Source organism: Stenotrophomonas africana, from assembly GCF_013004645.1.
Taxonomy (GTDB): domain Bacteria; phylum Pseudomonadota; class Gammaproteobacteria; order Xanthomonadales; family Xanthomonadaceae; genus Stenotrophomonas; species Stenotrophomonas africana.
Genome location: NZ_JABEME010000001.1, coordinates 727,347 through 750,762 on the forward strand (window position 1 = coordinate 727,347; position 23,416 = coordinate 750,762).

Below are 23,416 nucleotides of genomic sequence, written 5' to 3' on the forward strand. Positions count from 1 at the left end.
CCGCATCGAATTCCAGGAACGCACCCATGTCCAGCAAGACCAAGACCCCCACCGACACCGTCATCGAGCGCGATGGCTTTGCCGAGATCACCCTCACCCGCCCGCGCCAGGTCAATGGCATGGAGACCGCCGTGCTGCGCATGCGCGAACCGACCGTGGAAGACATGGAGCGCTACCAGGACGACAAGGGCAGTGATGCACAGCGCGAAGTACGGATGATCGCCAACCTGTGCGAGATCTCGCCGGACGACGTGCGCAAGATGCCGTTGCGCGACTACGCCCGACTGCAGGCAGGCGTCGCGCTTTTTACCACCTGACCCTGCCGCAGATCAGGCAGGGAGTGCTCGCCCTGGCCGGTCATACCGGCTGGGGCCTGCGCGAGATCATGACACTGCGGGTGTCGAAGTTCATCTGGTGGATTCAGGGATTGCCGGTACATGGCCAATAACGTTCAAACGACAACGATCACGATCGGCGGCTCGGTGTCCAAGTCGCTGAAGGACGCATTGTCCTTCGCCAACGATGGCATCAAGCACATCGGCACCGAGTTGACATTGCTGGACCGCAGGCTTGCCCGCATGAGTACGACCAGCAAGGAATACGCCCGTATGCGTGCGCAGGTCGACGCGTTGCGTGCCTCGCAGGAGGGACTGGAGAGCATCGAGGCAAAGCGCACCGCCAACCTGGAGAAGCGCGAGAAGCTCGGCGCCTCGTTCAAGGCCGCACGCGGCACACTCGGCACCGCCGTCACCGCGTTGGCCACGCCGGTTGAGAACGCTTCCGGATTCGCCCGCCAGAACCAGCAGATCGGCGTAGCGGCCAACCTCAGCCGCGCCCAGGTCAGCGCACTTGGCCAGGCGATCCTGGAACAATCGCGTGCGACCAACCAGGGCGCCGATGCGCTGCAGCGCTCGATCAAGCTGATGGTCGCTGCCGGCATGGATGCGCAGTCGGCCCAGGCCAGCCTGGGTGCTGTCGGGCGAACCACTACCGTCACCGGTGCCAGCATCGATGATGTTGCCCAGGCCGCGGCCGCCCTGCAGCAGTCTTTCGATATCGATCCCTCGCGCATGCAGAGCGCACTGGATGTGCTGGTCGTCAACAGCCGGCAGGGCGGCCTGGGCCTGAAGGACATGGCCGAAGTGCTGCCTACCTTGGGTTCGTCGTTCGAAGCGATGAAGCTGCAGGGCACCTCGGCGGCCGCCACCGTCGGCGCCGCCCTGCAGGCGACGCTGGAATCGGCCGGCGGCGCCGACAAGGCCGCCAGCAACATGAAGAGCTTCATGTCCGAGGTGCTCTCGCCGGACATTCAGGAGAAGGCCAAGAAGAGCCTGAACCTGGATCTGCGCAAGATCATCGGCGATGCACAAACCAGCGGCGGCAATCCCTTCGATGCCGCGATGCAGGGGATCATCCAGGCGACTGCGGGCGACCAGAAGAAGATTGGCGCCCTGTTCAGCGATGCACAGGCGAAGAACTTCGTCCAGCCGATGATCGAGAACTGGGATACCTACATCCGCATCCGCGACACGGCGTTGAATGGATCGGCGGGTGCCACCGATGCAGCCTATGCCGATGCGATGCAGACCGATCCGCAGAAGATCGAAGGCGCCAAGATCGCCGTGGACAACCTGTCCAAGGTCTTCGGTGCGGCACTGCTGCCCGCGGTGGGCGAAGCCGCAGTCAAGCTGACCGAGCTGTTGAACGGGGTCACCTCGTTCGTGCAGGAAAACCCGAAGCTGATCGCCAACACCACGCAGATCGTGGTCGGCATGCTGGGCATGCGCACGGCGGTACTCGGCGCTCGCTATGCCTGGACCTTCCTGCAGGGCCCGATCCTGGGCGTGCAGAAGGCCTTGCAGCTGTTCCGGGGTGGCAGCCTGTTGGCCCAGATGGGGCGCTTCGGGCCAATGGCCATGCGCCTGGCATCGGGCTTCCGCATCGTCGCCACTGCCGTGGCCGCCATCGGTGGCGGGCCGATCACGATCGCCATCGCAGCGATCACCGCAGGTGCCATCCTGGTGCGCAAATACTGGGAACCGGTCAAGGCATTCCTGGGCGGCGTCTGGGAAGGTCTCAGCGGTGCAGGCACTGCGGCAATGGGTGAACTGATGCGTGCGATTGAACCGCTGCGCCCCGCCTGGGAAGTCATGAGTGGGTTGATCGGCCAGGCCTGGGATTGGCTGTCGAAGATGCTTGCACCTGCGCAGTACACCGGCAACGAGCTGTCTCGGGTTGCCCAGATTGGCAGCTTCCTCGGTACCGTTCTGATGGAAGGCCTGAGAATGAACATCCAGCTCATCAGCGGCCTGGTGCAGTACGTGGTCTGGATGGGCAATGTATACACGACCGTCGCCAGCGCGATCGGTAGCGGGATGAGCATGATGTGGACCGCGATCAAGTCCGGTGCCGAATCCCTGTTCGACTGGCTTGTCCAGAAGCTGGATTTCCTCATGCCCTACGTCGAGAAGCTGATGGGGTTCGTCGAAGGGGGCATGGGCAAGGTCAGTGCACTGGTCGGCAAGGGCCTGGACTTCGGGAAGGAAGTGCTTGCCGGTGGCGCGGAAGCGGTCGGCAACGGCATGGTCGGGTATACCAACATGCGGGCCGGCGGCCGGGGTGGCCTGAATGACGCCGTGGGCCTGGTCGGAGACGTCGCCACGTTGGACGCGGCGGGGGCGCGCAAGCGATGGGGAGGCATCAGCGAGGCCGCTCGCGGTCGCACCGCGCCCGACATGCCATCGCCCTCTTCGCGCGGCGTCACCACCGTGCAGCAACAGCAGACCAACAACATCACCATCCACCAGCAACCCGGTGAGTCCAGCGAATCGGTGGCACGTCGCACGGCCGATGAACTGCAGCGTCGCAACGCGGTTGCTGCCCGTGGTGGCCTGGCAGACAGGAACTAAGCATGAAGCGCGAGTTCGTAACCGCATCCATCGACAAGCTGTTGTCCAGTTTCCAGAGCAACGACTCCGGCAACGCCCCGGTGCTGCTGATGCTGGGTGGCTTCAAGTTCAGCCTCAACACCGCGGTGTTCCAGGAGATCCAGCAGAGCAACGAATATGGCTGGGCTGCGCAGGAGCGCATCGGCCAGATGGCCGCCCTGCAGTACACCGGCCCCGGCAAGGCCAGCATGACGCTGCCCGGCATCATCCACTATCAGTTCCGGGGCGCCGGCGATGAGCTCTCGCAGCTGCGCAAGCTGGCAGCGCAAGGCAAGCCCCAGCGGCTGCTGACCGGCAAGGGCGGGAACCTGGGGCTTTGGGTCATCGACAAGATCGACGCCACTGCCTCCGGCTTCACCGTCGATGCGGGAATCCAGCGGCACGAATTCACCCTCTCCCTGCGGAAGCACAGTGATGGCACGAACGTATAACACCCGCGACGGCGACGTCGTTGACCGCATCGCGTATGCGCACTATGGCGAGCAATCACCGGCCATTCTGCGCGCGGTGTTCGATGCCAATCCGGGCCTCGCCGCACGTGGCCCGGTGCTGGCCGCAGGCCTGGCGATCACCCTGCCCGAAGTGCAGCGCCCCGCCGGCGAACGCAAGGGGATAGCACTGTGGGACTGAACATCACACCGGCATTCCGCGTGGTGGCCAACAGCCAGGACATCACTGACAAGATCATGTCGCGCTTCAAGTCGCTGCGCATCACCGACGAGACCGACAACAACTCGGACATGCTGGAGCTGCAGCTGGCCGACCATGATCCGTCCGATCCGATCCAGCTGCCGCCGGCAGGCGCGGAGCTGGAAGCCTTCATCGGCTACGACGGCGAAGTACGGCGCATGGGCCTGTACATCTGCGATGAGGTGGAGATTTCCGGCTTCCCGGGCAGCATGACCCTGCGCGCGCGCGCCGCACCGTTCGAGGCCAGCAAGGGCGGCAAGAACGATCTGCAGACGCAGAAGACGCGCACCTGGAAGAAGGGCACGACGATCGGTGGCATGGTGCAGCGCATGGCCGCCGAGCACGGACTGAGCGCCGCCGTGAGTGGACCGCTGGCGTCGATCGTGCTGCCGCTGACGGTGCAGTCGCAGGAGTCGGACATGAACCTGCTGCTGCGCCTGGCCAAGCAGCATGATGCCATCGCCAAGCCGGGCGGCGGCCGCCTGATGTTCGTCAAACGCGGCGAATCCACCAGTGCCAGCGGTGAGCGTATTCCCGACGTTACCCTTACCCCCGCCGATGGCAGTGGCTACAAAGTGAGCATCGTCTCGCGCGAGAAGACCGGCACCACCATCGCCTATTACCGTGATGTACGCGTTGCCAAGCGCCAGGAGGTGAAGGTGGGCAGCGGTGAACCGATCGTGCGCCTGCGCATGGCCTACGCCGACCGCGAAGCCGCCGAAGCTGCAGCGCGCGCCAAGCATCAGGAACAAGCCCGACAGACGCGTACGCTCAGCTACACCCTGCCCGGCCGCGAGACCCTCATGGCCGAAGCCACGGTGGTGATGCAGGGCTTCCGCGATGGCGTGGATGGGCAGTGGCTGGTCAAGCGCGCCGAGCACACCATCAGCCACGACGGCTACATGACCAGCATCGAGTGCGAACAAACCAACAGTGCCGATGCAGTGAAGGCGGCCAGCAGTGCGGCAGCTACCGAAAGTGTGCAGGTTGGCAGCGAGGTGTAGATCCAGGCAGGGTGCGGATGCTGCACTCCCGATCCAATTGCTGTAACACTGCTACGACCTGCCGATGCTACTCCGTGTATCGGACTGCGTGCACTTTGGCTTGCTCAGGCATGTAGGTGAAGCGATAGGTCATCACCACGACATTGGTGCGGGACCACAGCCAGCGTCTTCTTTCGTCGCGCACCACCAGCACACCGTCAGCCGGTCGGGATATCCGCACGGTGGGAATATCTTCGAAGGCTGCCTTGACGTTCAACAGGCCCATTCGGGGCGGCAGCTGCTGTTTCGCAAAGCCACTGATGTCCTGCTTCTGAGCACCCTCCGGCGGCGGCATCCTGTGAATGCTGTCCAGCATCTGCTCTGCCTTCATCTGTGACGTCACGATGGGCGGCGCGGTTCGCATGGGGTTGGCTGCCGAGCCTCTGCAGGGCGCCAGCACGCCCCACAGGGCCAAGGTAATGCCCAACGTCCGGAAGATGCTGTTCCCCATGTGACACTCCCTGCTGGCTTGCCTGGCCCATGCGTCCAGGCACGGTATCAGATCACGTACTGCGCCTGGCCGTTCCCGAACGACCAGTTTTCCTTCTTCACTTCCACCAGGTTGATGAATACATCCTCGCGGCGGATGCCCACCGCCGCGTGCAGGCCATCGGCGATGCCGGCGAACAGCGCCTTCTTCTGCTCCAGCGTGCGCCCTTCGTTCCAGGTGATCTGGATGCAGATGAAATCGTCGGTGCGGTCCACGCCCAGGTAGCCGGGATCGTAGATCAACGTACCGGGCGCGTGTTCCTGGAAGATCTGGAAGCGATCATTTTCCGGCACGCCCACCGCGCGCATGGCCTGGTAGATGGTTTCGCCGACGCGTTGCAGGTAGTCGGCGGATTTACCTTTGCGAAGATCGATGCGGGCGAGCGGCATGGTGGCACTCCAGAGTGGATGGGCACGGCAACGGGCTGAGACTACGCCTGCCCGGGGCGGTGGGACAGCGCAGGGATGGAACCTTCTGGCTCCATGCGTGGCATGGTCCCGCCTCCGCCGCGCGGGGTGACGCGATTGCCGTGGCGGCGCCGCTCTGGAGTCATCTCGTGCACGGTCGGCAGGGGCGGCGATGTGCCGGAAGACCTCGCACGCGAGATCGAGTGCGCCCTGAACGCGCAGAAATTGTCCGCGCAGCTGCCCACTTTCTTCGCCCGTCTCTATGCGATCAACCATGCCGACGGTGATGACGGACAGCCGTGCATCAGCCTCACCCTCGGCGCCAGCAATCACGCTTCGTTGCGCCGCTCGCTATCTGGGCTCGGCGCATTGCTCGATCTGCTGCAGGCCGCCGACCATGCGCGCAACGAAGGCGGCCCTGACGAACAGTTGGGCGCCTTCCATATCGACGGACTGATCGTGGCCGCACGACAGTTGGTGCGCGAGGCACATCATTGCCTCTCCAGCGGCGATGCCTGACCGGCCCGGATGTGCTCCCGCTACAATCCCGCAGGGAGCACAGGAGACAGCGATGGACGCCGAACACCTGGAGTACTTCAAGGCCGCACTGGAAGGCCGCGCAAGCGTGGGCTGGAACGTCTGGTTCGCCGCCAACCAGCAGGCGCTGGCACAACAACTGAGCCGCCCTGCACTGCTGCGCTTGAAGTTCAGCACACTGGATGAAGCCGAACGCCTGCTGGCCGAGGCCGGCATCGTGCCCCGCAGCACAGCGGGCAAGCGCTACGAAATGTACTGCGCGCAGTTCTCGGCGGACGTGGTGGACGCGAACGGTCGCCCGCTGCCGGCCATCTGGCGCGCGGCGCACGGCGGTGCCATCGGCCTGCTGGCCGAGGGCGAGCAGGAGGCCGGCCAGGCGAAGCTGCTCGCGGAGTTCCGCCGCGTCCACAAGCGCGGGCTGCAGCAGGCCCATGAATGGTTGGCCGATCTGTGCTTTGAAGGCGAGATGGAACTGACCAGCGGTAGTGCCGAGGTGGGCCGTAGCCTGCTGGCGGTGGTGATGCAGGCCGGCAGCGGCCATGACCTGCTGGATGCCACGGCGATGATCGCGCGCGAGCTATTGGACGAACACGGCTGAGACAAGGCCTGTTCCCATTCACAGAAGAAAACCCCTGTGTAAATGAAGGCCAGCAGTGAACTCAGAGAATGGCTGGAACGGCTGTAGCGCAGGACTTTCCGCCCCATCCCCTGCGTGGCCCGCATCGAACAACAAGCTTCATGATCGTAATATCCGGTCAAGCCTTACTCGAAGGCGTTTTCGGGGATGCGAAGAATGCGTAGATCCAGGGATGCCGCAGGTGGTGTAATTTCGCGCTTCAGGAGATTTGAATCTCAGTTCCGCCAGTTGGCTGCCATAGGCACCTGGTTGTGCTTTGCGCTGCCGTTTGGCCTTGGCCTATTACCATCTGCCATCGCCGCAGGCCAGGAAACAGTCACTTACATCCACACTGACGCCCTTGGCTCCGTCGTCGCCGAAACAGATGCCAATGGGAAAGTGATCAAGCGCTACGACTATGAGCCCTATGGGGCCTTGGTAGGTGGTCAGGCCACAGACGGACCGGGATACACGGGACATGTGAGCGACTCGGCCACCGGGCTGAGCTACATGCAGCAGCGGTACATGGATCCACAGTTGGGGATTTTCCTATCGGTGGACCCGGTAACGGCCTATCAGAAGCCAGTTGAACAGTTCAACCGGTATCGATATGCCAACGGAAACCCTTACAAGTTCACGGATCCTGATGGGCGGGAGAGTGGTGCAGCCTTTAAGGTAGTCAACGACGCCACGAATGGGCAACCGATTACTCCTCCGCCGAGAAATCCAAGCGATAGCCTCGGACCGGCAATTGGTGTCGCGTTAACCGCAATTCTGGCGGCTCCAGTACTCGCAGAGGGTGGTCTGGCCGCAATGGCAAATCCAGGAGCGGTAGCCACTGCGGCAGAGATTGGCGCAGGAGCCGCCGGTGTCACGGGCACTTCTGGCGCAGTGGTGGGAAAGATCACCGGCTACACCAAGCACGGCTTGAATCAGGCAATCTCCCGCGATGGAGGCAGGGGGGTCTCTGCAAAGGCCATACTATCGGCAGTGAAAGAACCCGCGAAGGTTGCCGAGCAGGCCGGCGGCAAGACGGCGTACACAGGGAAGGATGCGAAAGTAGTTTTGAACGGCGAAGGGAAGGTCATAACGGCCTTCCCGAAGAATAGCGAAGGACTGAGAGACCCGAAGGTAAAGTAAAGATGAAGAAGGATATCTCACCCAGCCTGCGCTCGCTGTTGGTTGAAATCGCAGCGAAGCACAATTTGCTCCTACCCGAGAATGGCGTCAGATACCTCGTTGAGCGTGATCGCGAGTCGCTGATTGATGCGTTGCTGGAAGAACTATCAGAGAGCGGCTTGGGGCCTGACGATGAACCTAATCAACGAGGCATTGAGATCGAAGAAATCATTGACTTCGTCGGTCCCGTCGTTGATCGGCCCGATGCGTCGGGTGACTGAAGGCACGTTGATGCGGGCACGGCCTGATTGACGCACGGCGAAGATCAAGCGCGCCGCTGGAAGAACACGGCTGAGACGGAGGGCGCATTCGGCTGATCCTGCTGGATCGCAGGCAACAAAAAAGCCCCCATTGCTGGAGGCTTTTTTCGTTCTGCAACATGGTGGGCGGTACAGGGATCGAACCTGTGACCCTTGCCGTGTGAAGGCAATGCTCTACCGCTGAGCTAACCGCCCGGTGTGTTGCTGAGCCGCTCATTATAGGGGCTTTTCAGAGGCCGTCAACAGTTTTTCACATTCGCGTTCACGGCTGTCTTCGGGCAACGGCAGCCGAGCATGGCTCGGCTCTACAGGACCGCGAGGCGCTGCCTCACATCGTATGGGTCGGCTTGTCCGAGCCGGTCAGGCCGGCCAGCAGGGTCTCGATCTTGTGGCGCACGCCCTCGCCTTCGGCACCATCGGCCAGCTGCACGCCGATACCGGCGGTGCGGTTGCCCTGCGCGCCGGCCGGCGTCACCCAGATCACCTTGCCGGCCACCGGCAGGCGCTCGCTGGAATCGGGCAGGGTCAGCAGCAGGAACACCTCGTCGCCCAGGAAGTAGCGCTTGGGCGTGGGCACGAAGATGCCGCCGTTCTTCACGAACGGCATGTACGCGCTGTACAGCGCGGCTTTGTCCTTCACGGCCAGGGACAGGATGCCCTGGCGGGCGTTGCTGGCACTCATCGATTTCCCCTTGCGGCAGGCCGCTCGTTCACCTTGTTCCAGGCCAGCAGCAACTCGACCACGGCAAGGTCTGCACGCACCGTGGTGCGCAGCAGGTCGCGGGTGCGGTTGGCCGCATCGAACCAGGCTGCAAGCTTGTGCAATCGCTCCGGCGTGGTCAAGGCATCGGTGCTGGCCTGGGCCAGCGCCAGGTCGGCAGCAAAGCGCAGGCGCAGCGCCGCGTTGTCGTCACCGCACCACTTCTGCGCCAGCTCCACCGCACCGGTCTTGCCGGCGGCCAGCTGTTCCAGCTCGCGCCCTACTTCGCGGCGCAGGCTCAGGCCATCTTCACGCAGCCAGTTGTCGGCCTGGCCGGGATGGCCGCGCGCCGCGTCCAGCGCTTCGCGCGCCGATGCTTCGCTGTGGCCCTGCTGCTGCAGCCAGGCCATCGCTTCATCGCGCGGCGGCAGCTTGAATTCCAGGCGCTGGCAGCGGCTTCGCACGGTCTGTGGCAGGCGTGCCGGGTCGCTGCTGATCAGCCACAGATAACGGCCTGGCTGCGGCTCTTCCAGCGTCTTCAGCAGCGCGTTGGCCGCCGAGCGGTTGATCGCATCGGCCGGGTCGACGATCACCACCTGCGCCACGCCGTACTGCGGGGTCAGCGCCAGCTTGTCGGTGATCTCACGCACCTGCTCGATGACGATCTCGGTGCGCAGCTTGTCGCCGCTCTTGTTCGGAATGAAGCTGACCAGCTGCAGGTCCGGATGGGTGCCGGCGGCGATCAGCTGGCGCGTGCGCGTGGCATGCGCGGCATCGCCGCGCGCCAGTACGTGGTCGGCCAAGGCCAACGCCACGTCGCGCTTTCCCAGCCCGGACGGGCCGCAGATCAGCAGGCCATGACCGAGCCGACCGGCATCGAGCGCGGCGACCGTCTGATCGAACGCGCGCTGCTGCCACGGCGAGAAACGGCTCATGCGCTCTCCCCGTCCTGCAGCCAGTGCTCGACACGCGCGACCACATCAGCGGCGACGCGTTCCTGCACCTGGCCAGCGTCGATCAGGGCGAACCGCTGCGGGTCCTGCTGTGCGCGGCCGCGGAACACTTCGCGCACGCGCTGGAAGAAATCGTCCTGCTCGCTCTCGATGCGGTCCGGCCACAGGTCACGGCCATTGGCGCGTGCGCGGCCTACTGCCACGTCCACGTCCAGCAGCAGGGTCAGGCCCGGCAGCAGGCCCACCGCGCGGCGTTCCAGGTCGGCAATCCACTGCGGATCAAGGCCACGCCCCCCCCCCTGGTAGGCGTAGCTGGAATCGGTGAAGCGATCGCTCAGCACATAGGCGCCGCGCTGCAGCGCCGGCTGGATCACCTGGCGCACATGCTGCGCGCGTGCAGCGAACACCAGCAGCAGCTCGGCTTCGGCGCTGAGCGGTTCGGCGGCGATCTCGGCATCGGGCTTCAGCACCAGGCCGCGGATACGCTCGGCCAGCGGCGTACCGCCCGGTTCGCGGGTGAGTACCACCTCATGACCGTGGCTGCGCAGGCAGTCACGGATGGCATTGATGGCGGTGGTCTTGCCCGCGCCCTCGCCGCCTTCCAGGCTGACGAAACGCGGGTGGCGAAGCAGCGCGGGACTCATTGCGCCGGGGTCTCCTGGGTACGTTGCTGGCGCAGCTGCTGCAGGTAGCGGGCCACTGCGGCGTTGTGCTGGTCCAGGCTGGGCGAGAACACGTGCGCGCCACTGCCATCGCCCACGGCGACGAAGTACAGCGCGTCGCCCGCTGCGGGTTGCGCGGCCGCCATCAGCGCATCGCGGCTGGGCATGGCGATCGGGGTCGGGGTCAGGCCCGCACGGGTATAGGTGTTGTAGGGCGTATCGGTGGTCAGGTCGCGGCGGCGGATGTTGCCGTCATACGCCGCACCGATGCCGTAGATCACGGTCGGGTCGGTCTGCAGGCGCATGCCGATCTTCAGGCGGCGCATGAACACGCCGGCAATCTGCGGACGCTCACTGGCCAGCGCGGTTTCCTTCTCGATGATCGACGCCATCGTCAGCAGTTCGTACGGCGTGTTGATCGGCAGGTCCGGCGCACGGCTTTCCCAGGCTTCATCCAGCGCCTTTTCCATTGCGGCGTGGGCGCGCTTGAGCACGTCCAGATCGCTGTCGCCACGCTGGTAGACGTAGGTCTCCGGCAGGAAGCGGCCTTCCGGATGCTGGCCACCAAACCCGAGACGCTGCATGAGCGCGGCGTCATCGAGGCTGTCGGTGGTGTGCAGCAACGGCTCGGCGCGCTTGAGCGCGGCACGCAGCTGGCGGATGTTCCAACCCTCCACGATGGTGACCCGGTGCTGCAGCACCTTGCCGGCGCGCATGCGCAGCAGCAGCTCGCGCGGGGTCAGCTCGCCACTGAGCGCGTACTCGCCCACTTTCAGCTTGCCGGCGGCATCAAGCTGGCGCGCCAGCAGCTGCCACTGCGCGTCCTGGCCCTCGTCCACGCCGGCCTCGCGCAGCTTGCGCAGTACCGTGTTCATGCCATCGCCTCTGGCGATGACCATGCTCTCGGCGGACGGGGTGATCGGGGCGTCGGCGAACCGGGTCTGCTGGTAGAAGAACCACGCGCCCGCGCCGGCCACGACGGCGGCCAGCACCACCACCAGCGTTACCACGAACAGACACCCGCGCTTGGCTCCCGCCATGGACTACCTCTGAACTCGATTCCGTCGTGCAGGATACCGTGCCGGTGGATTGGGGTCATGACCGGGGCCACACACCCGTGCCGACCAACGGTCGGCACCCACCGCAACAATGGCCCCCACCGGCCTACCGGAACACGCCTAGCCCTGCTGGCCCAGCGCGCGCAGCAGGCCGCGGGCCTTGGCGCGGGTCTCGTCCAGTTCCTTGTCCGGGTCCGAATCAACCACGATGCCGGCGCCAGTGCGGAAGCTCACCTCGTGGCCATCCACTTCGGCGGTGCGGATCAGGATGTTCAGGTCCAGGTCGCCATCGCGGTTCAGCCAGCCGAACGCGCCGGTGTAGGCGCCACGCGGCACCTGCTCCAGTTCGCTGATGATCTGCATGCAGCGCACCTTGGGGCAGCCGGTGATGGTGCCGCCGGGGAAGGTGGCGGCGATCACCTCGCCCGGGGTGACCTCGGGGCGCAGGTGGCCGCTGACGTTGCTGACGATGTGGTGCACATGCGCGTAGCTCTCCACGGTCATCAGCTCATCGACCACCACGGTACCGGGCAGGCAGATACGGCCCAGGTCGTTGCGCTCCAGGTCGATCAGCATCACGTGCTCGGCACGCTCCTTCGGGTGGCCGACCAGCTCCTGGATGCGCGCGGCATCATCGTCCCCCTCGAAGCGCGGACGCGTGCCGGCAATCGGACGGGTCTGCGCGTGGCCGGCATGCACCGACACCAGCCGCTCCGGCGAGGAACTGACCACGTGGCGGCCATGGGCGCTGAACAGGCCGGCGAACGGTGCCGGGTTGGCACGGCGCAGCTGCGCGTACAGCGCCTGCGGGCTGACCGGCGCAGCGAACTGCGCGCTCCAGCGCCGCGACAGGTTCACCTGGAACACGTCGCCGGCACGCAGGTACTCGATCACCCGGCGTACGCCGTCGGTGAAGCGCTGCGGCGCATCCTCGCCCACCAACTGCGGCGGCTGCCAGCCCTGCCCGGCTTCGGGCAGCGCGGCCGAGGCCAGTGCCACCAGCGCATCCAGCAACGCCTGCTCGTCGGCTTCGGCGATGACGAAGCTGGCATCGTTGTGGTGGTCATGCAGCACCGCCGCCGGGCAGCGCAGCGCCAACGCGGTCGGGCGGCCGTCCGCGCGCGCACGCGCCGGCAGCACCGGTTCGATCTGGCTGGCCACTTCGTAATCCAGCATCAATGCCCAGCCGCCGCGGAACGGCAGGCTGTGGCTGCCATCATGCGGCAGGCGTTCGCGCTGCCAGGCACGGTCCAGCACCTGCAGGAAGCTGCCGGCGTGGACCGCATCGTGCTGGTCGCGCACCCGGCCATCGGCATCCAGCCGCAGACAATCGCCCTGCGCGGCCAGCAGCAGGCTCCAGCGGCCCTGGACGGTACCCGAGGCGGTGGACTCCATCAGCAGCGGGAAGCGCGCCGGGTCGTGCTGCTGCAGGGCCAGCAGGTCGATCGGGTGCGGCAGCGGGTGGATCAGCGGGGCGTGGGTCATGGCGGCCAGTTCGGGGATTCAGATGCACGGAAGCCGCCTTGCGGCGGCTCCGTGGTGCACGGCGTTGATCCGTTTGTCGGATTGCCGATAGGTAGAGTCGACTGTCAGTCGACTGCTTTCCCATCAACGATCACCGCGGCGGATCGAAAGGCAGTCGACTAACAGTCGACTCTACCAATGCGACGTCGAGCATGGCGCGACGTCGCAACACCGGTCAGACGCGCTTGAAGATCAGCGTGCCGTTGGTGCCGCCGAAGCCGAAGCCATTGGACATCACCACGTCCACCTTGGCCTGGCGTGCTTCGTTGGGCACGTAGTCCAGGTCGCAGCCTTCGCCCGGCTGCTGCAGGTTGATGGTCGGCGGGATGACGTTGTCCTGCAGCGCCATCACCGAGAAGATCGCTTCCACGCCGCCGGCAGCGCCCAGCAGGTGGCCGGTCATCGACTTGGTGGAGCTGACCATCATCTTGTAGGCGTGGTCGCCGAAGGCGGTCTTCATCGCCATGGTCTCGCCCAGGTCGCCCAGCGGCGTGGAGGTGCCGTGCGCGTTGAGGTAGCCCACCTGCTCCGGGCTCACGCCGGCGTCCTTCATGGCCATGACCATGCAGCGCGCGGCGCCTTCGCCGTTCTCGCTCGGCGCGGTCATGTGGTAAGCGTCGGAGCTGGCGCCGAAGCCGGCCAGTTCGCAATAGATCTTCGCACCACGGGCCTTGGCGTGCTCGTACTCTTCCAGGATCAGGATGCCGGCGCCGTCGCCCAGCACGAAGCCGTCGCGGTCCTTGTCCCACGGGCGCGAGGCCTGTTCCGGAGCATCGTTGCGGGTGCTCATGGCCTTCATCGCGCAGAAGCCGCCCACGGCGGTCGGCGACGAGCCACGCTCGGCACCACCGACCACCATCACGTCGGCATCGCCGTACTGGATCATGCGCATCGCGGTACCGATCGAATGGTTCGAGGTCGCGCACGCCGAGACCGCCGAGAACGACGGACCCTTCAGGCCGGTGATGATGCTCAGCTGGCCCGGCAGCATGTTGATGATGGTCTTGGGCACGTAGAAGGGCGAGATCTTCTTGCCCTCGTGGAACTCGATGGTCTGCTCTTCGATGCCAAGCAGGCCGCCGATGCCGGCGCCGACGATGGCGCCGATGCGCTCGGCATTGGCGTCGGTGATCTCCAGGCCCGAGTCGTGCAGGGCCATGAACGAGGCACCGAGGCCGTAATGGATGAACGGGTCCATCTTCTTGGCATCCTTGCCGCTGACCCGGAATTTGCCGAACAGTTCATTGTCGGCGGTGATGTCGAATCCCTTGACCTCACCTGCAATCTTGGTGGTGAACCGATCCAGGTAGGCATCAGAAACGTTGGTCAGCGGACCGATGCCCGAACGACCGTGGGTGATGCCTTCCCAGCTGCTGGCCAGATCATTGCCCAACGGCGAGACGATACCCAGGCCGGTTACGACGACGCGACGCTTCATTGCTGTTTCTCCTGACCCGGATGATTTCTGCGGGTAACTCGGTTTGCTTCGATGTGATGCCCAAACACACGGGGCCGCAACAGCGGCCCCATGGGGTGCGGTGCGCGGCGAGGATCAACCCGCGCGCGCACTGCCGTCTGACATCAGGCCTTGACGTGGGCCTTGACGTAGTCGATGGCGGCCTGCACGGTGCTGATCTTCTCGGCTTCTTCGTCCGGGATCTCGCACTCGAATTCTTCTTCCAGGGCCATCACCAGCTCGACGGTGTCCAGCGAGTCAGCGCCCAGGTCATCGACGAACGATGCGCTGTTGGTGACTTCTTCTTCCTTGACGCCAAGCTGTTCGACGACGATTTTCTTGACGCGTTCTTCGATGGTGCTCATGGGATCTCGCTCCAGATGGAGTTGTGGTTCAAAAGTGGTCGCCATCAAAGGCGATGGCCGTGGGATAGTGTAGTGGAAACCGGCGCGGCCTTGCATTGCAGCAAAAACCTCAGCAGATCAACCACTTGCGGCGCAATCCCTGCGCCCCTTGCTTACGGCATGTACATGCCGCCGTTCACATGGAGGGTTTCGCCGGTGATGTAACCGGCAGCCGGGCTGGCCAGGAAGGCCACCGCATGGGCGATGTCTTCCGGCGAACCCAGGCGTTCGAGGGCGATGTCGTTGATCAGCGCGGTACGCGCTTCTTCCGGCAACGCCTTGGTCATGTCGGTGTCGATGAAGCCAGGAGCGACCACATTGACGGTGACACCGCGCGAACCGATTTCCTTGGCCAGCGACTTGCTGAAGCCGATGATGCCGGCCTTGGCGGCCGCGTAGTTGGCCTGGCCGGCATTGCCGGTCACGCCCACCACCGATGCGATGTTGATGATGCGGCCCTTGCGCGCCTTCATCATGCCGCGCATCACCGCCTTGCTGGTGCGGAACACGCTGGTCAGGTTGGTGTCGATGATCGACGCCCAGTCCTCATCCTTCATGCGCATCAGCAGATTGTCGCGGGTGATGCCGGCGTTGTTGACCAGGATCGAGATCGGGCCGAATTCCTTGGCGATGCCGTCCAGCACGCCGTCCAGCGCGGCAGCGTCGGTCACGTTCAGTGCGCGGCCGTGGCCACCGTGGGCGGCCAGGCGTTCACCGATCGCAGCGGCACCGGATTCGGTGGTGGCGGTACCGATCACGGTGGCGCCCTGGGCGGCCAGAAGATCGGCGATGGCGGCACCAATGCCACGGCTGGCGCCGGTGACCAGTGCGATTTCACCCTGCAGGGGCTTGCTCATGATGTTTTCCTCAGGCTGGGGCGGCCGCCGCACCCGTGCCGCTTGCAGCGGCCACCGGTACGGTCGGCAGAACAGGGGGTATCAGGCCGACCATGCCTCGCGGGCGCCTTCGAAGTCGCCCGGCGTGGCCAGTGAACGGCCATCGATGGCCTTGTCGATGCGCTTGACCAAGCCAGTCAGCACCTTGCCCGGGCCGCACTCGGCAACCTGGGTGATGCCACGGGCGGCCAGCGCCTGCACGCAACCGGTCCACTGCACCGGCTGGTACAACTGCTGCACCAGTGCGGTGCGGATCGCGTCAATGCCGTCATGGACCTGGGCATCGACGTTCTGCACCACCGGCAGCTGCGGCGCGTGCCAGTTCAGGCCGGCCATCACTTCGGCCAGGCGGTTGGCGGCTTCGCGCATCAGCGGGGTATGCGAGGGCACGCTGACGGCCAGCTTGACCGCCTTGCGCACGCCCTTCCCGGCCAGCAGCGCCAGCGCGCGGTCGACTGCATCGGCGTCGCCACCGATCACGATCTGGCCGGGCGAGTTGAAGTTGGCCGGCACCACCACCTGGCTGCCTGCGGCTTCGGCGCAGACGTCCAGCACCAGCTGGTCCTCGGCGCCAAGCACCGCAGCCATGGCGCCGACGCCAGCCGGAGCGGCTTCCTGCATCAGCTGGCCGCGCAGGCGCACCAGGTGCGCACCGTCATGCAGGCTCAGCGCGCCAGCGGCAACCAGTGCGGTGTATTCGCCCAGGCTGTGACCGGCCAGCACCGACGGACGCGGACCGCCGACGGCGTTCCAGGCGCGCCACACGCCGATGCTTGCGGCCAGCAGGGCCGGCTGGGTGTATTCGGTACGGTTGAGCATTTCCTCCGGGCCGCCCTGGGACAGCGCCCACAGGTCGACGCCGGCACCATCGGATGCCTCGGTGAAGGCGTCCCGCACCTGCGGGTGCAGTTCGGCCAGCTCGGCCACCATGCCCACAGACTGCGAGCCCTGGCCGGGGAAGACAAAAGCGAGGGTGGATACGGTCACGCGGTCATCCGCTTGTTGCAATCGAAGCGGCCCATGATAAGGGGGAACATGCCGTGTCGTCTGTACGTGCGCGTATGCACGCGTATGGAGCGCGGCCGCGGGACAACCCGGCATCCGGCGCGGTGTCCCCGCCCAGGTAGCGTCGACTGTTGGTCGACCGCCCCTCGATCTGCCCCTGAAAACCCGCGCTGCGCGCGGATGTCGACCAACAGTCGGCTCCACCGCAGCACGAACCTGCCATCAGCAGAACAGTTGCAGGACGTCCAGGTCGCCGTCGGCGAGGAAATCCACGCACAGGCCGACCAGCAGCAGCAAGCCAGCGGTGCTGGCGCCGTGGGCAATGAAGATGGAATGGGCCAGCGCGCGCGCTGAGCGGCCCAGCTTCATGCACACCCGGGCCAGGCTGCGCAGGCGGCCACTGACTGCGTGCACGTGCTCGCGCACCGGCGCCTGGGCATCGCCCATCGCCTCGGCCATCATCGCCTGCAGCTGCTCCGGGCGGTCGGCGTAGTACTTGGCCACGCCGTAGCCGAACATCAGCCAGTCGCGGGCCTGCGCTTCGGACAGATCCATCACTTCCAGCGGATCTTCCTCGAAGTCGATGAAGCCCACCTGCTGCCCATCCCAGGTGAGGTTGCGCGGCAGCGGCTGGCCGAAATACGCGCCGCGTCCATGCGCCTCGGCGATGGCCTGCATCGCCGCCATCACCAGCCGGTCGCGACCGGCCTCATCGGCCTGGCGCAGGCAGGTATTGAACGAATTGCCGTTGTCGCCGATCACCAGCGCGGCATGGCCGGTGCCCAGCACGTCGGGCACGTTCACGCCCTGCGCCTGCAGCTCCCCCAGGCGACGGGCTTCGGTTTCGCGTGCCGCATCACCGCCGCGGTGCGGTGGCGGGCGCAGGGCATCGAGATGGAAACGGCGGGCAACAAAATTGAGCAGGCCCAGGGCCAGTGCTCGGCTTCCCTTGCCGTACTGCTTCAGCCAGGCACGTTGCCCTTCGATGACGATGGGCTCAACCATGACAGGTCCTCCTTAAAACGCGTTACGGCCCCAGAGGGGCCGCAACGACAGACTTCACGTTGTCGTAACTTGCACTATCAATAGCGCAGTAGGGCCGAACCCCACGTGAAGCCACCGCCGAAGGCCTCCAGCAGCAGCAGCTGGCCACGCTCGACCTTGCCGGACCGCACGGCCGCATCCAGCGCCAGCGGCACCGAGCCGGACGAGGTGTTGCCATGCTTGTCGACCGTCACCACCACCTGGTCCATCGACATCTCCAGACGCTTGGCGGTGGCTTCGATGATGCGCAGGTTGGCCTGGTGCGGAATCAGCCAGTCCAGGTCGGACTTGTCCAGGCCGTTGGCGGCCAGGGTCTCGTCCACGACCGAGTCCAGCGCCTTGACGGCGTACTTGAACACGTCGTTGCCCTTCATGTTGATGGTGCCACCACCGTTGGCGCCGTCCTTGAAACCGGTCGAGACGCCGACCGGGTTCCACAACAGCTCCTTCTTGCTGCCGTCGGCATGCAGGTGGGTGCTGAGGATGCCGGTGTCTTCGTCGGCCTTGAGCACGACAGCGCCGGCGCCATCGCCGAACAGCACGCAGGTGGTGCGATCGTTCCAGTCGACCATGCGGGTCAACGTTTCAGTGCCGATCACCAGCACGTGCTTGCAGTCGCCGGAGCGGATGAATTTGTCGGCCACGCCCAGCGCGAACACGAAGCCGGAACAGGCTGCGTTGACGTCGAAGGCGGGGCACCCGGCCACACCGAGCTTGGCCTGGATCAGGCACGCGGTGGACGGGAAAATGAGATCAGGAGTGGTCGTGCCGACCACGATCATGTCGAGCTGCGAGGCATCGATGCCTGCGGCTTCAAGCGCCCGCAGGGCGGCGTTGTAGCCAAGGTCGCTGGTGGTTTCGCCTTCGGCCGCGATGTGCCGTTCACGAATTCCGGTGCGCGACTGGATCCACTCATCCGAGGTTTCGACCATTTTTTCCAGGTCGGCATTGGTCAGGACTTTTTCCGGCAAATAGCTACCGGTGCCCGCGATCCTCGAATAGATCCGCTTGCTCATCATGTTTCCTGTTGCGCGGGCCGCCGATCACCGGCACGCCCGGGAAAGAAGGCAAAGGCCGCTGCCCGGGGGCAGCGGCCTTCCCGGCACATCAATCTTCTTCGACGGCCGAGGTCTTGGTCTGGATGACCTTCTTGCCGCGGTAGAAACCATCGGCAGTGATGTGGTGACGCAGGTGCACTTCGCCGGTGGTCGGGTCGGTCGACAGCTGCTTGGCGCTCAGGGCGTCATGGGCACGACGCATGCCGCGGCGGGACGGGGTGACACGGGATTTCTGCACAGCCATGGGATTGCTCCAAACTCGGTTCGTTTTGCTTCGTCGTATCGTCGCGCAGGACGCCAGCGCCCAGCACACTTTCGCTTTCGCCGCAGCCGCCGACGACAATCCGGCTGCTATTGTTTCTTCAGTGCTGCCAACGCCGCAAACGGGTTGGCCTGCTTCGTTTCTTCTTCGCTCGGCGCCCAGTCCTTGTCGACTGCTTCGCCATCGGGCGACAGCGGCACAACCGGCACTGCCAGCACCAACTCGTCCTCGACCAGATCCAGTGGACGCAGCTGGCCGTCTTCCGGCACCAGCAACGCCTCGTACTCCTCCGGCAGGGACGATTCCTCGTCCTCGTCGCGGATCAGGCCAAGCCTCTGGGTCATCTTCACCGGCAACAGGAATCGCTGCATGCTGCGCTGACAGGTCAGCGGCAACGCGGTATCGATGGTCAGTTCCACATAGGATACCCGCAAGACGTCGTCGCGACCGAATTCAAGCGAGTAATTGCACTCACCTTCGGTATCGGCGACCAAGCCCTGCAGGCGGGTCAATTCAGCCAGGGAGACCTGACCGTCGAAGCGCCTTCGCGCTACAACCATCCGCCAGGCATCCAGCGTTTCGGGCACGTTCGCGGACATAAGCCGCTGAATACTAAGGATCGGGGCGGCAGCTGTCAAATGCCCGCCATACAGGACTTGCTGCTGGCGCCGCGCACGGGCCAGACTGCCGCGCCCTGCCCCGGAATTCTCGCATGTCACTGGTCCTGGCCTCCACCTCCCGCTACCGGCGCGAACTGCTGCAACGGCTGGGCCTGCCTTTCGAGTGCGCCAGCCCGGAGGTGGATGAAACCCCGTTGAACGGCGAAGCGCCGCTGGCCCTGGCCACGCGACTGGCCGCCGCCAAGGCCGCCGAGGTGGCTGCCCGGTATCCGGGCGCCTGGGTGATCGGCTCGGATCAGGTGGCGGACCTGAACGGCCAGTCGCTGGGCAAGCCCGGCACGGTCGAGGCCGCCTGCGCACAGCTGGCAGCGATGTCCGGGCAGACCGTGCGCTTCCATACCGCCGTCTGTCTCAGCAGGAATGGAGATTCATTCACGGCCCTGGACCTGACCGAAGTACGGTTCCGCGTATTGGAACGGGATGAGATTGCCCGTTACGTCGCCACCGAACAGCCGCTGGACTGCGCCGGCAGCTTCAAGTGCGAGGGCCTGGGCATCAGCCTGTTCGAGGCGATCGACAACCGCGACCCGACCGCGCTGATCGGCCTGCCGTTGATCGCGGTGTGCGGATTGCTGCGGCAGGCCGGGTACGCGGTGCCGTGAACTGTAGAGCCGAGCCCATGCTCGGCTGCTTTTCTCGAGGCTGCCTGCCATCTGAATCAGAAGCAGCCGAGCATCGGCTCGGCTCGGCTCTACAGGACCAGAGGACTCAACGAACCTCGAACGGCTGCTCCTGCCACACCTCTACGCTGCCATCGCGGCCGAACAGGCGCAGGCCCAGCCAATGCCTCCCAGGTGCCAGCGTCGTCGTGTCCAATGAGGCATCGAAGCCGACGGCGGGATGCTGCGGATCGGTGCTGTCCGGCCAGGTCTGGCGCACATCGAAGGCGCGCCCATAGCGCGCATCACCGATCGAGCGGCCATCGACCAGCACTTCAACCCGTGCCAGCCCGACACCGTCCTTGAACGCCCAGCCCTTGATGGCAAGCGTGCCGGACACCTTCTCGCCAGCACCGGGTGCATCCAGCCAGGCCATCGCCGGGGTCACGCATGGCCCGGGAGCGCGCTGCACCGGCAGCCGGAACAGCAGGAAGCGCTGGAAGCCATGGTCACTGCTGACCACCCGCGGCGCCGGCAACGGCCCCACCTGTTCGCAGATGGCGTGATAGCGCGCCAGCAGATCGCGGTAGCGCTGGTCACTGGGTGACAGCACCAGCAGCATCGGTGCCGAACGCTCGCCCTCATGCAGCAGGCCCCACTGCGCCAGCTGCGCGGTGCGCCCATGCTTGTCATTGAGCGGATGCGGCAGCACCTCGATGTTGCCATTGCCCAGCTGGAAACCGAGTTCGGCACCGACCTTGAAGTTGCCGGCCAGCACGCGCGTCCCTTCCGGCATCTGCCGCAGCTCTTCGTGGACCGCGACAGCCAGTGGTTGCCAACCGGCGAAATTGCGCGGGTAGTACTTGCTGCCGGCCAACTCTTCACGCAACGAGGGAGTGGACGCCATCAGGTAGTAGCCGAACGCGAGCACCATGCCTGCGCCCGCCAGCCACCAACCGGTGCGCCGCAGCCAGCGCGGCCACCCGTTGAGCACCACCGGCACCGCCACCAGCAGCGCCAGGTAGCCCGGCAGCGGCCAGTGGAAACTGATGCGCTCGACGTCGGTGAAGAAGCCCAGCAGGAAGATGCCCAGGGTGGATACGCCCCCCACCAGCCCGAAGTAGCGCCACTGCACGCGCGCGCCGCCGCCGCTGCGGGTACCGGCCAGCGCCACCTTCCACATCGCCATGCACAGGATCGGGGTGACCAGCATCGGCTGGATCACCAGGAACCACAGCCCACCCCACTCGAATGTCCAGGGATGGCGCTCGACCACCTGGAACTTCAGGCCGGCATCGTGGTTGTCTGCATTCCATGCCAGCAGTGGCAGCCATGCCAGCACGCCCACCGCCAGTGCAACCCAAACGCGTGGGTCACCCAGCATGCGCCGCCCCTGCGGCAGCGCCAGCAGCGCAATGAAACCGACGCCGATGACACCAATGAAGCGATAGTGGCTGAGCGCACCGATCGCCAGGCCCAGCGCAAGCTTCATGGCCGATGATGCGTCGACGTTGTGCAACAGCCGCGCACCTGCATGCAGACAGATCGCAGCTGCCAGGGCCATCGGCACATCCGGCACTGCCAGCAGGCCCAGCGTCGCCGACAACGGCATCAGCAGCGTGAGGCTGCCCGCCTGCCAACCCGCCACATTCCCGAACCAGCGGGTTGCGGTGCGCACCACCAGCAACGGCAGCAGCGCGCCGATGGCCAGGAACGGCAAGCGCAGGGCGAGTACATGATGGCCACCAATCTCCACGCCCAGCCGGGCCAGCCATGCAGTCAGCCCGGGCAGATCCGAATACGCAGCCGCCAGGTGCTGACCTTCCTGCCAATAGAACGCCTCATCGACGAACAGCGGCAGGCGCGCAGCCACCACCAGTTTGGCCGCTGTGACCAGCGTCCATAACCAGAGAAATATCGTTCGTGCGCGCTGTTCGCCTTGCATTGCTCTATGGATAATCGAGTGGATTCCAGATCTGAGACGATCATGACAGCCTCGCCCCCCAATCCCAGCATGCTAACCGATCAACTGCGTCAGGCCCTGCGGGAGGCACAGGATCAGGTAAATGCACTGGTACTGGGCAAGGTGCCGGAAGTCAGGCTGGCTTTCGTCGCCCTGCTTTCCGGCGGCCATCTGCTGATCGAGGATCTGCCCGGTCTGGGCAAGACCACGCTGGCGCACGCACTGGCCAGCAGCCTCGGCCTCAGCTTCCAGCGCGTGCAGTTCACCTCCGACCTGCTGCCTGCCGATGTACTGGGCGTCTCGGTATACGAAGCCGGCAGCCGCCAGTTCCAGTTCCATCCAGGGCCGGTGTTCACCCACGTGCTGCTGGCCGACGAGATCAACCGTGCGCCGCCGCGCACGCAGAGCGCGCTGCTGGAGGCGATGGCCGAGCAGCAGGTGACCCTGGATGGGCAGACCCATCCCCTGCCCGATCCCTTCTTCGTGATCGCCACGCAGAACCCGGTGGATCTGTCCGGCACGTTCCCGCTGCCGGATTCGCAGCTGGACCGCTTCCTGCTGCGGCTGGCGATGGGCTACCCCAGCGCACAGGCCGAGCGCGAACTGCTGCGCGGCACCGATCGCCGCGATCTGATCGCGCGTGCCGTACCGAAGCTGGATGACACCCAGGTGCGCGCGCTGCGCGACGCAGTGAACCACGTGCATGCCAGCGACGCGCTGATCGACTACGTGCAGGCGCTGCTGACCCGCAGCCGCCAGCACGCCGGCGTGCGCGTGGGCCTGTCGCCGCGTGCCGGTCTGGCCCTGCTGCGCGCGGCCAAGGCGCACGCGCTGCTGTTGGGGCGCGGCCATGTGGTGCCCGAGGATGTGCAGACCCTGTTCGTGGCGGTAGCGGGCCATCGCCTGGTGGCCGAGGCCGAATCCAGCTCGGGGCCGGCACTGGCACGCGCGATCCTGCAGACCGTTGCGGTCGACTGAGCGT

At 65.4% G+C, this 23,416-nt stretch carries 27 protein-coding genes and 1 tRNA gene; 11 read left to right on the plus strand and 17 right to left on the minus strand.

Going from position 1 to position 23,416, the window contains the following annotated elements; translation table 11 throughout:
- Positions 1-26 precede the first annotated feature (26 nt).
- The 5 genes from HLA98_RS03655 (at position 27) to HLA98_RS03675 (ending at position 4,642) form a co-directional block, all read left to right on the plus strand.
- Positions 27-317: a phage tail assembly protein gene (locus tag HLA98_RS03655; protein WP_005412456.1), complete on the plus strand. Its 291-nt coding sequence runs from the start codon at positions 27-29 to the stop codon at positions 315-317.
- 120 nt (positions 318-437) lie between these two features.
- Positions 438-2,909, plus strand: coding sequence for a phage tail tape measure protein (locus tag HLA98_RS03660; RefSeq protein ID WP_057501935.1), 2,472 nt, complete (start codon positions 438-440; stop codon positions 2,907-2,909).
- 2 nt (positions 2,910-2,911) lie between these two features.
- The gene (locus HLA98_RS03665; protein WP_057501936.1) at positions 2,912-3,379 is read left to right on the plus strand and encodes a phage tail protein; all 468 of its coding nucleotides are present in this window, start codon (positions 2,912-2,914) and stop codon (positions 3,377-3,379) included.
- Positions 3,363-3,578, plus strand: coding sequence for a tail protein X (locus tag HLA98_RS03670; RefSeq protein WP_049444089.1), 216 nt, complete (start codon positions 3,363-3,365; stop codon positions 3,576-3,578). Before HLA98_RS03665 ends, HLA98_RS03670 begins: the two co-directional genes overlap by 17 nt.
- On the plus strand, positions 3,569-4,642 hold the full coding sequence (locus tag HLA98_RS03675; protein WP_057501937.1) for a phage late control D family protein: 1,074 nt from the start codon (positions 3,569-3,571) through the stop codon (positions 4,640-4,642). Before HLA98_RS03670 ends, HLA98_RS03675 begins: the two co-directional genes overlap by 10 nt.
- A gap of 67 nt (positions 4,643-4,709) precedes the next feature.
- On the opposite strand, the gene HLA98_RS03680 is transcribed toward HLA98_RS03675, so the two are convergent.
- Both HLA98_RS03680 and HLA98_RS03685 read right to left on the minus strand, forming a co-directional pair.
- On the minus strand, positions 4,710-5,132 hold the full coding sequence (locus HLA98_RS03680) for a hypothetical protein (RefSeq protein WP_057501938.1): 423 nt from the start codon (positions 5,130-5,132) through the stop codon (positions 4,710-4,712).
- Positions 5,133-5,179: 47 nt separating this feature from the next.
- The gene (locus HLA98_RS03685; protein WP_049444086.1) at positions 5,180-5,560 is read right to left on the minus strand and encodes a tautomerase family protein; all 381 of its coding nucleotides are present in this window, start codon (positions 5,558-5,560) and stop codon (positions 5,180-5,182) included.
- A 93-nt stretch (positions 5,561-5,653) separates the two neighbouring features.
- Here HLA98_RS03685 and HLA98_RS03690 point away from each other — a divergent pair, with 93 nt between their 5' ends.
- From HLA98_RS03690 to HLA98_RS03705, 4 genes are all read left to right on the plus strand, one after another.
- The gene (locus HLA98_RS03690) at positions 5,654-6,097 is read left to right on the plus strand and encodes a hypothetical protein (RefSeq protein WP_232015475.1); all 444 of its coding nucleotides are present in this window, start codon (positions 5,654-5,656) and stop codon (positions 6,095-6,097) included.
- 52 nt (positions 6,098-6,149) lie between these two features.
- Positions 6,150-6,713 (plus strand): hypothetical protein, encoded by a 564-nt coding sequence (locus HLA98_RS03695; protein WP_057501939.1) that lies wholly within the window; start codon positions 6,150-6,152, stop codon positions 6,711-6,713.
- Positions 6,714-6,908: 195 nt separating this feature from the next.
- On the plus strand, positions 6,909-7,871 hold the full coding sequence (locus HLA98_RS21090; RefSeq protein WP_197718328.1) for an RHS repeat domain-containing protein: 963 nt from the start codon (positions 6,909-6,911) through the stop codon (positions 7,869-7,871).
- Between the two features lie 2 nt (positions 7,872-7,873).
- Positions 7,874-8,131, plus strand: a complete 258-nt coding sequence (locus HLA98_RS03705; protein WP_021202623.1) for a hypothetical protein — start codon at positions 7,874-7,876, stop codon at positions 8,129-8,131.
- Between the two features lie 159 nt (positions 8,132-8,290).
- Here the strand turns inward: HLA98_RS03705 and HLA98_RS03710 are convergent.
- The 14 genes from HLA98_RS03710 to HLA98_RS03775 form a co-directional block, all read right to left on the minus strand.
- A tRNA-Val gene (locus tag HLA98_RS03710) sits at positions 8,291-8,365 on the minus strand.
- A 133-nt stretch (positions 8,366-8,498) separates the two neighbouring features.
- Positions 8,499-8,852 (minus strand): PilZ domain-containing protein, encoded by a 354-nt coding sequence (locus HLA98_RS03715; protein WP_005412452.1) that lies wholly within the window; start codon positions 8,850-8,852, stop codon positions 8,499-8,501.
- Positions 8,849-9,805 carry a DNA polymerase III subunit delta' gene (locus HLA98_RS03720; RefSeq protein ID WP_057501941.1) on the minus strand — a complete coding sequence of 319 codons (957 nt, stop codon included), beginning with the start codon at positions 9,803-9,805 and terminating at the stop codon, positions 8,849-8,851. The genes HLA98_RS03715 and HLA98_RS03720 overlap by 4 nt, the downstream gene beginning before the upstream one ends.
- Complete coding sequence (tmk, locus tag HLA98_RS03725; protein WP_049444079.1) at positions 9,802-10,467, minus strand: dTMP kinase; 666 nt, start codon at positions 10,465-10,467, stop codon at positions 9,802-9,804. Before tmk ends, HLA98_RS03720 begins: the two co-directional genes overlap by 4 nt.
- Entirely contained in the window at positions 10,464-11,525 is a 1,062-nt protein-coding gene (gene mltG / locus HLA98_RS03730; RefSeq protein ID WP_057501942.1) for an endolytic transglycosylase MltG, read from the minus strand. Before mltG ends, tmk begins: the two co-directional genes overlap by 4 nt.
- Before the next feature lie 138 nt (positions 11,526-11,663).
- The gene (locus HLA98_RS03735) at positions 11,664-13,028 is read right to left on the minus strand and encodes an aminodeoxychorismate synthase component I (protein WP_057501943.1); all 1,365 of its coding nucleotides are present in this window, start codon (positions 13,026-13,028) and stop codon (positions 11,664-11,666) included.
- A gap of 214 nt (positions 13,029-13,242) precedes the next feature.
- Positions 13,243-14,505 carry a beta-ketoacyl-ACP synthase II gene (gene fabF, locus HLA98_RS03740; protein ID WP_049444073.1) on the minus strand — a complete coding sequence of 421 codons (1,263 nt, stop codon included), beginning with the start codon at positions 14,503-14,505 and terminating at the stop codon, positions 13,243-13,245.
- Positions 14,506-14,648: 143 nt separating this feature from the next.
- Positions 14,649-14,888, minus strand: coding sequence for an acyl carrier protein (gene acpP / locus HLA98_RS03745; protein ID WP_005408313.1), 240 nt, complete (start codon positions 14,886-14,888; stop codon positions 14,649-14,651).
- Positions 14,889-15,040: 152 nt separating this feature from the next.
- Entirely contained in the window at positions 15,041-15,784 is a 744-nt protein-coding gene (fabG, locus tag HLA98_RS03750; protein WP_057501944.1) for a 3-oxoacyl-ACP reductase FabG, read from the minus strand.
- Positions 15,785-15,865: 81 nt separating this feature from the next.
- Complete coding sequence (gene fabD, locus HLA98_RS03755; RefSeq protein WP_049444071.1) at positions 15,866-16,810, minus strand: ACP S-malonyltransferase; 945 nt, start codon at positions 16,808-16,810, stop codon at positions 15,866-15,868.
- A 240-nt stretch (positions 16,811-17,050) separates the two neighbouring features.
- Positions 17,051-17,833, minus strand: a complete 783-nt coding sequence (locus tag HLA98_RS03760) for a BUD32 family EKC/KEOPS complex subunit (RefSeq protein ID WP_057501945.1) — start codon at positions 17,831-17,833, stop codon at positions 17,051-17,053.
- Positions 17,834-17,910: 77 nt separating this feature from the next.
- Entirely contained in the window at positions 17,911-18,888 is a 978-nt protein-coding gene (locus HLA98_RS03765) for a beta-ketoacyl-ACP synthase III (protein ID WP_014646186.1), read from the minus strand.
- A gap of 91 nt (positions 18,889-18,979) precedes the next feature.
- Positions 18,980-19,174, minus strand: a complete 195-nt coding sequence (gene rpmF / locus HLA98_RS03770; RefSeq protein WP_004154640.1) for a 50S ribosomal protein L32 — start codon at positions 19,172-19,174, stop codon at positions 18,980-18,982.
- A 107-nt stretch (positions 19,175-19,281) separates the two neighbouring features.
- Positions 19,282-19,791: a YceD family protein gene (locus HLA98_RS03775; protein ID WP_049444067.1), complete on the minus strand. Its 510-nt coding sequence runs from the start codon at positions 19,789-19,791 to the stop codon at positions 19,282-19,284.
- Positions 19,792-19,904: 113 nt separating this feature from the next.
- Here HLA98_RS03775 and HLA98_RS03780 point away from each other — a divergent pair, with 113 nt between their 5' ends.
- On the plus strand, positions 19,905-20,474 hold the full coding sequence (locus HLA98_RS03780; RefSeq protein ID WP_057501946.1) for a Maf family protein: 570 nt from the start codon (positions 19,905-19,907) through the stop codon (positions 20,472-20,474).
- Positions 20,475-20,580: 106 nt separating this feature from the next.
- Here HLA98_RS03780 and HLA98_RS03785 read toward each other — a convergent pair whose 3' ends face one another.
- Complete coding sequence (locus HLA98_RS03785) at positions 20,581-22,416, minus strand: glycosyltransferase family 39 protein (protein ID WP_057501947.1); 1,836 nt, start codon at positions 22,414-22,416, stop codon at positions 20,581-20,583.
- A 42-nt stretch (positions 22,417-22,458) separates the two neighbouring features.
- On the opposite strand from HLA98_RS03785, the gene HLA98_RS03790 reads away from it, so the two are divergent.
- Positions 22,459-23,412, plus strand: coding sequence for an AAA family ATPase (locus HLA98_RS03790; RefSeq protein ID WP_049444061.1), 954 nt, complete (start codon positions 22,459-22,461; stop codon positions 23,410-23,412).
- Positions 23,413-23,416: the final 4 nt, after the last annotated feature.

Bases quoted from the DNA above. Each gene is read 5' to 3' on its own strand.
- HLA98_RS03655 (WP_005412456.1), top strand. From the start codon at position 27: ATGTCCAGCAAGACCAAGACCCCCACCGACACCGTCATCGAGCGCGAT.
- HLA98_RS03660 (WP_057501935.1), top strand. From the start codon at position 438: ATGGCCAATAACGTTCAAACGACAACGATCACGATCGGCGGCTCGGTG.
- HLA98_RS03665 (WP_057501936.1), top strand. From the start codon at position 2,912: ATGAAGCGCGAGTTCGTAACCGCATCCATCGACAAGCTGTTGTCCAGT.
- HLA98_RS03670 (WP_049444089.1), top strand. From the start codon at position 3,363: ATGGCACGAACGTATAACACCCGCGACGGCGACGTCGTTGACCGCATC.
- HLA98_RS03680 (WP_057501938.1), bottom strand. From the start codon at position 5,132: ATGGGGAACAGCATCTTCCGGACGTTGGGCATTACCTTGGCCCTGTGG.
- HLA98_RS03685 (WP_049444086.1), bottom strand. From the start codon at position 5,560: ATGCCGCTCGCCCGCATCGATCTTCGCAAAGGTAAATCCGCCGACTAC.
- HLA98_RS03690 (WP_232015475.1), top strand. From the start codon at position 5,654: ATGCGTGGCATGGTCCCGCCTCCGCCGCGCGGGGTGACGCGATTGCCG.
- HLA98_RS03695 (WP_057501939.1), top strand. From the start codon at position 6,150: ATGGACGCCGAACACCTGGAGTACTTCAAGGCCGCACTGGAAGGCCGC.
- HLA98_RS21090 (WP_197718328.1), top strand. From the start codon at position 6,909: ATGCGTAGATCCAGGGATGCCGCAGGTGGTGTAATTTCGCGCTTCAGG.
- HLA98_RS03705 (WP_021202623.1), top strand. From the start codon at position 7,874: ATGAAGAAGGATATCTCACCCAGCCTGCGCTCGCTGTTGGTTGAAATC.
- HLA98_RS03715 (WP_005412452.1), bottom strand. From the start codon at position 8,852: ATGAGTGCCAGCAACGCCCGCCAGGGCATCCTGTCCCTGGCCGTGAAG.
- HLA98_RS03720 (WP_057501941.1), bottom strand. From the start codon at position 9,805: ATGAGCCGTTTCTCGCCGTGGCAGCAGCGCGCGTTCGATCAGACGGTC.
- tmk (WP_049444079.1), bottom strand. From the start codon at position 10,467: ATGAGTCCCGCGCTGCTTCGCCACCCGCGTTTCGTCAGCCTGGAAGGC.
- mltG (WP_057501942.1), bottom strand. From the start codon at position 11,525: ATGGCGGGAGCCAAGCGCGGGTGTCTGTTCGTGGTAACGCTGGTGGTG.
- HLA98_RS03735 (WP_057501943.1), bottom strand. From the start codon at position 13,028: ATGACCCACGCCCCGCTGATCCACCCGCTGCCGCACCCGATCGACCTG.
- fabF (WP_049444073.1), bottom strand. From the start codon at position 14,505: ATGAAGCGTCGCGTCGTCGTAACCGGCCTGGGTATCGTCTCGCCGTTG.
- acpP (WP_005408313.1), bottom strand. From the start codon at position 14,888: ATGAGCACCATCGAAGAACGCGTCAAGAAAATCGTCGTCGAACAGCTT.
- fabG (WP_057501944.1), bottom strand. From the start codon at position 15,784: ATGAGCAAGCCCCTGCAGGGTGAAATCGCACTGGTCACCGGCGCCAGC.
- HLA98_RS03760 (WP_057501945.1), bottom strand. From the start codon at position 17,833: ATGGTTGAGCCCATCGTCATCGAAGGGCAACGTGCCTGGCTGAAGCAG.
- HLA98_RS03765 (WP_014646186.1), bottom strand. From the start codon at position 18,888: ATGAGCAAGCGGATCTATTCGAGGATCGCGGGCACCGGTAGCTATTTG.
- rpmF (WP_004154640.1), bottom strand. From the start codon at position 19,174: ATGGCTGTGCAGAAATCCCGTGTCACCCCGTCCCGCCGCGGCATGCGT.
- HLA98_RS03775 (WP_049444067.1), bottom strand. From the start codon at position 19,791: ATGTCCGCGAACGTGCCCGAAACGCTGGATGCCTGGCGGATGGTTGTA.
- HLA98_RS03780 (WP_057501946.1), top strand. From the start codon at position 19,905: ATGTCACTGGTCCTGGCCTCCACCTCCCGCTACCGGCGCGAACTGCTG.
- HLA98_RS03785 (WP_057501947.1), bottom strand. From the start codon at position 22,416: ATGCAAGGCGAACAGCGCGCACGAACGATATTTCTCTGGTTATGGACG.
- HLA98_RS03790 (WP_049444061.1), top strand. From the start codon at position 22,459: ATGACAGCCTCGCCCCCCAATCCCAGCATGCTAACCGATCAACTGCGT.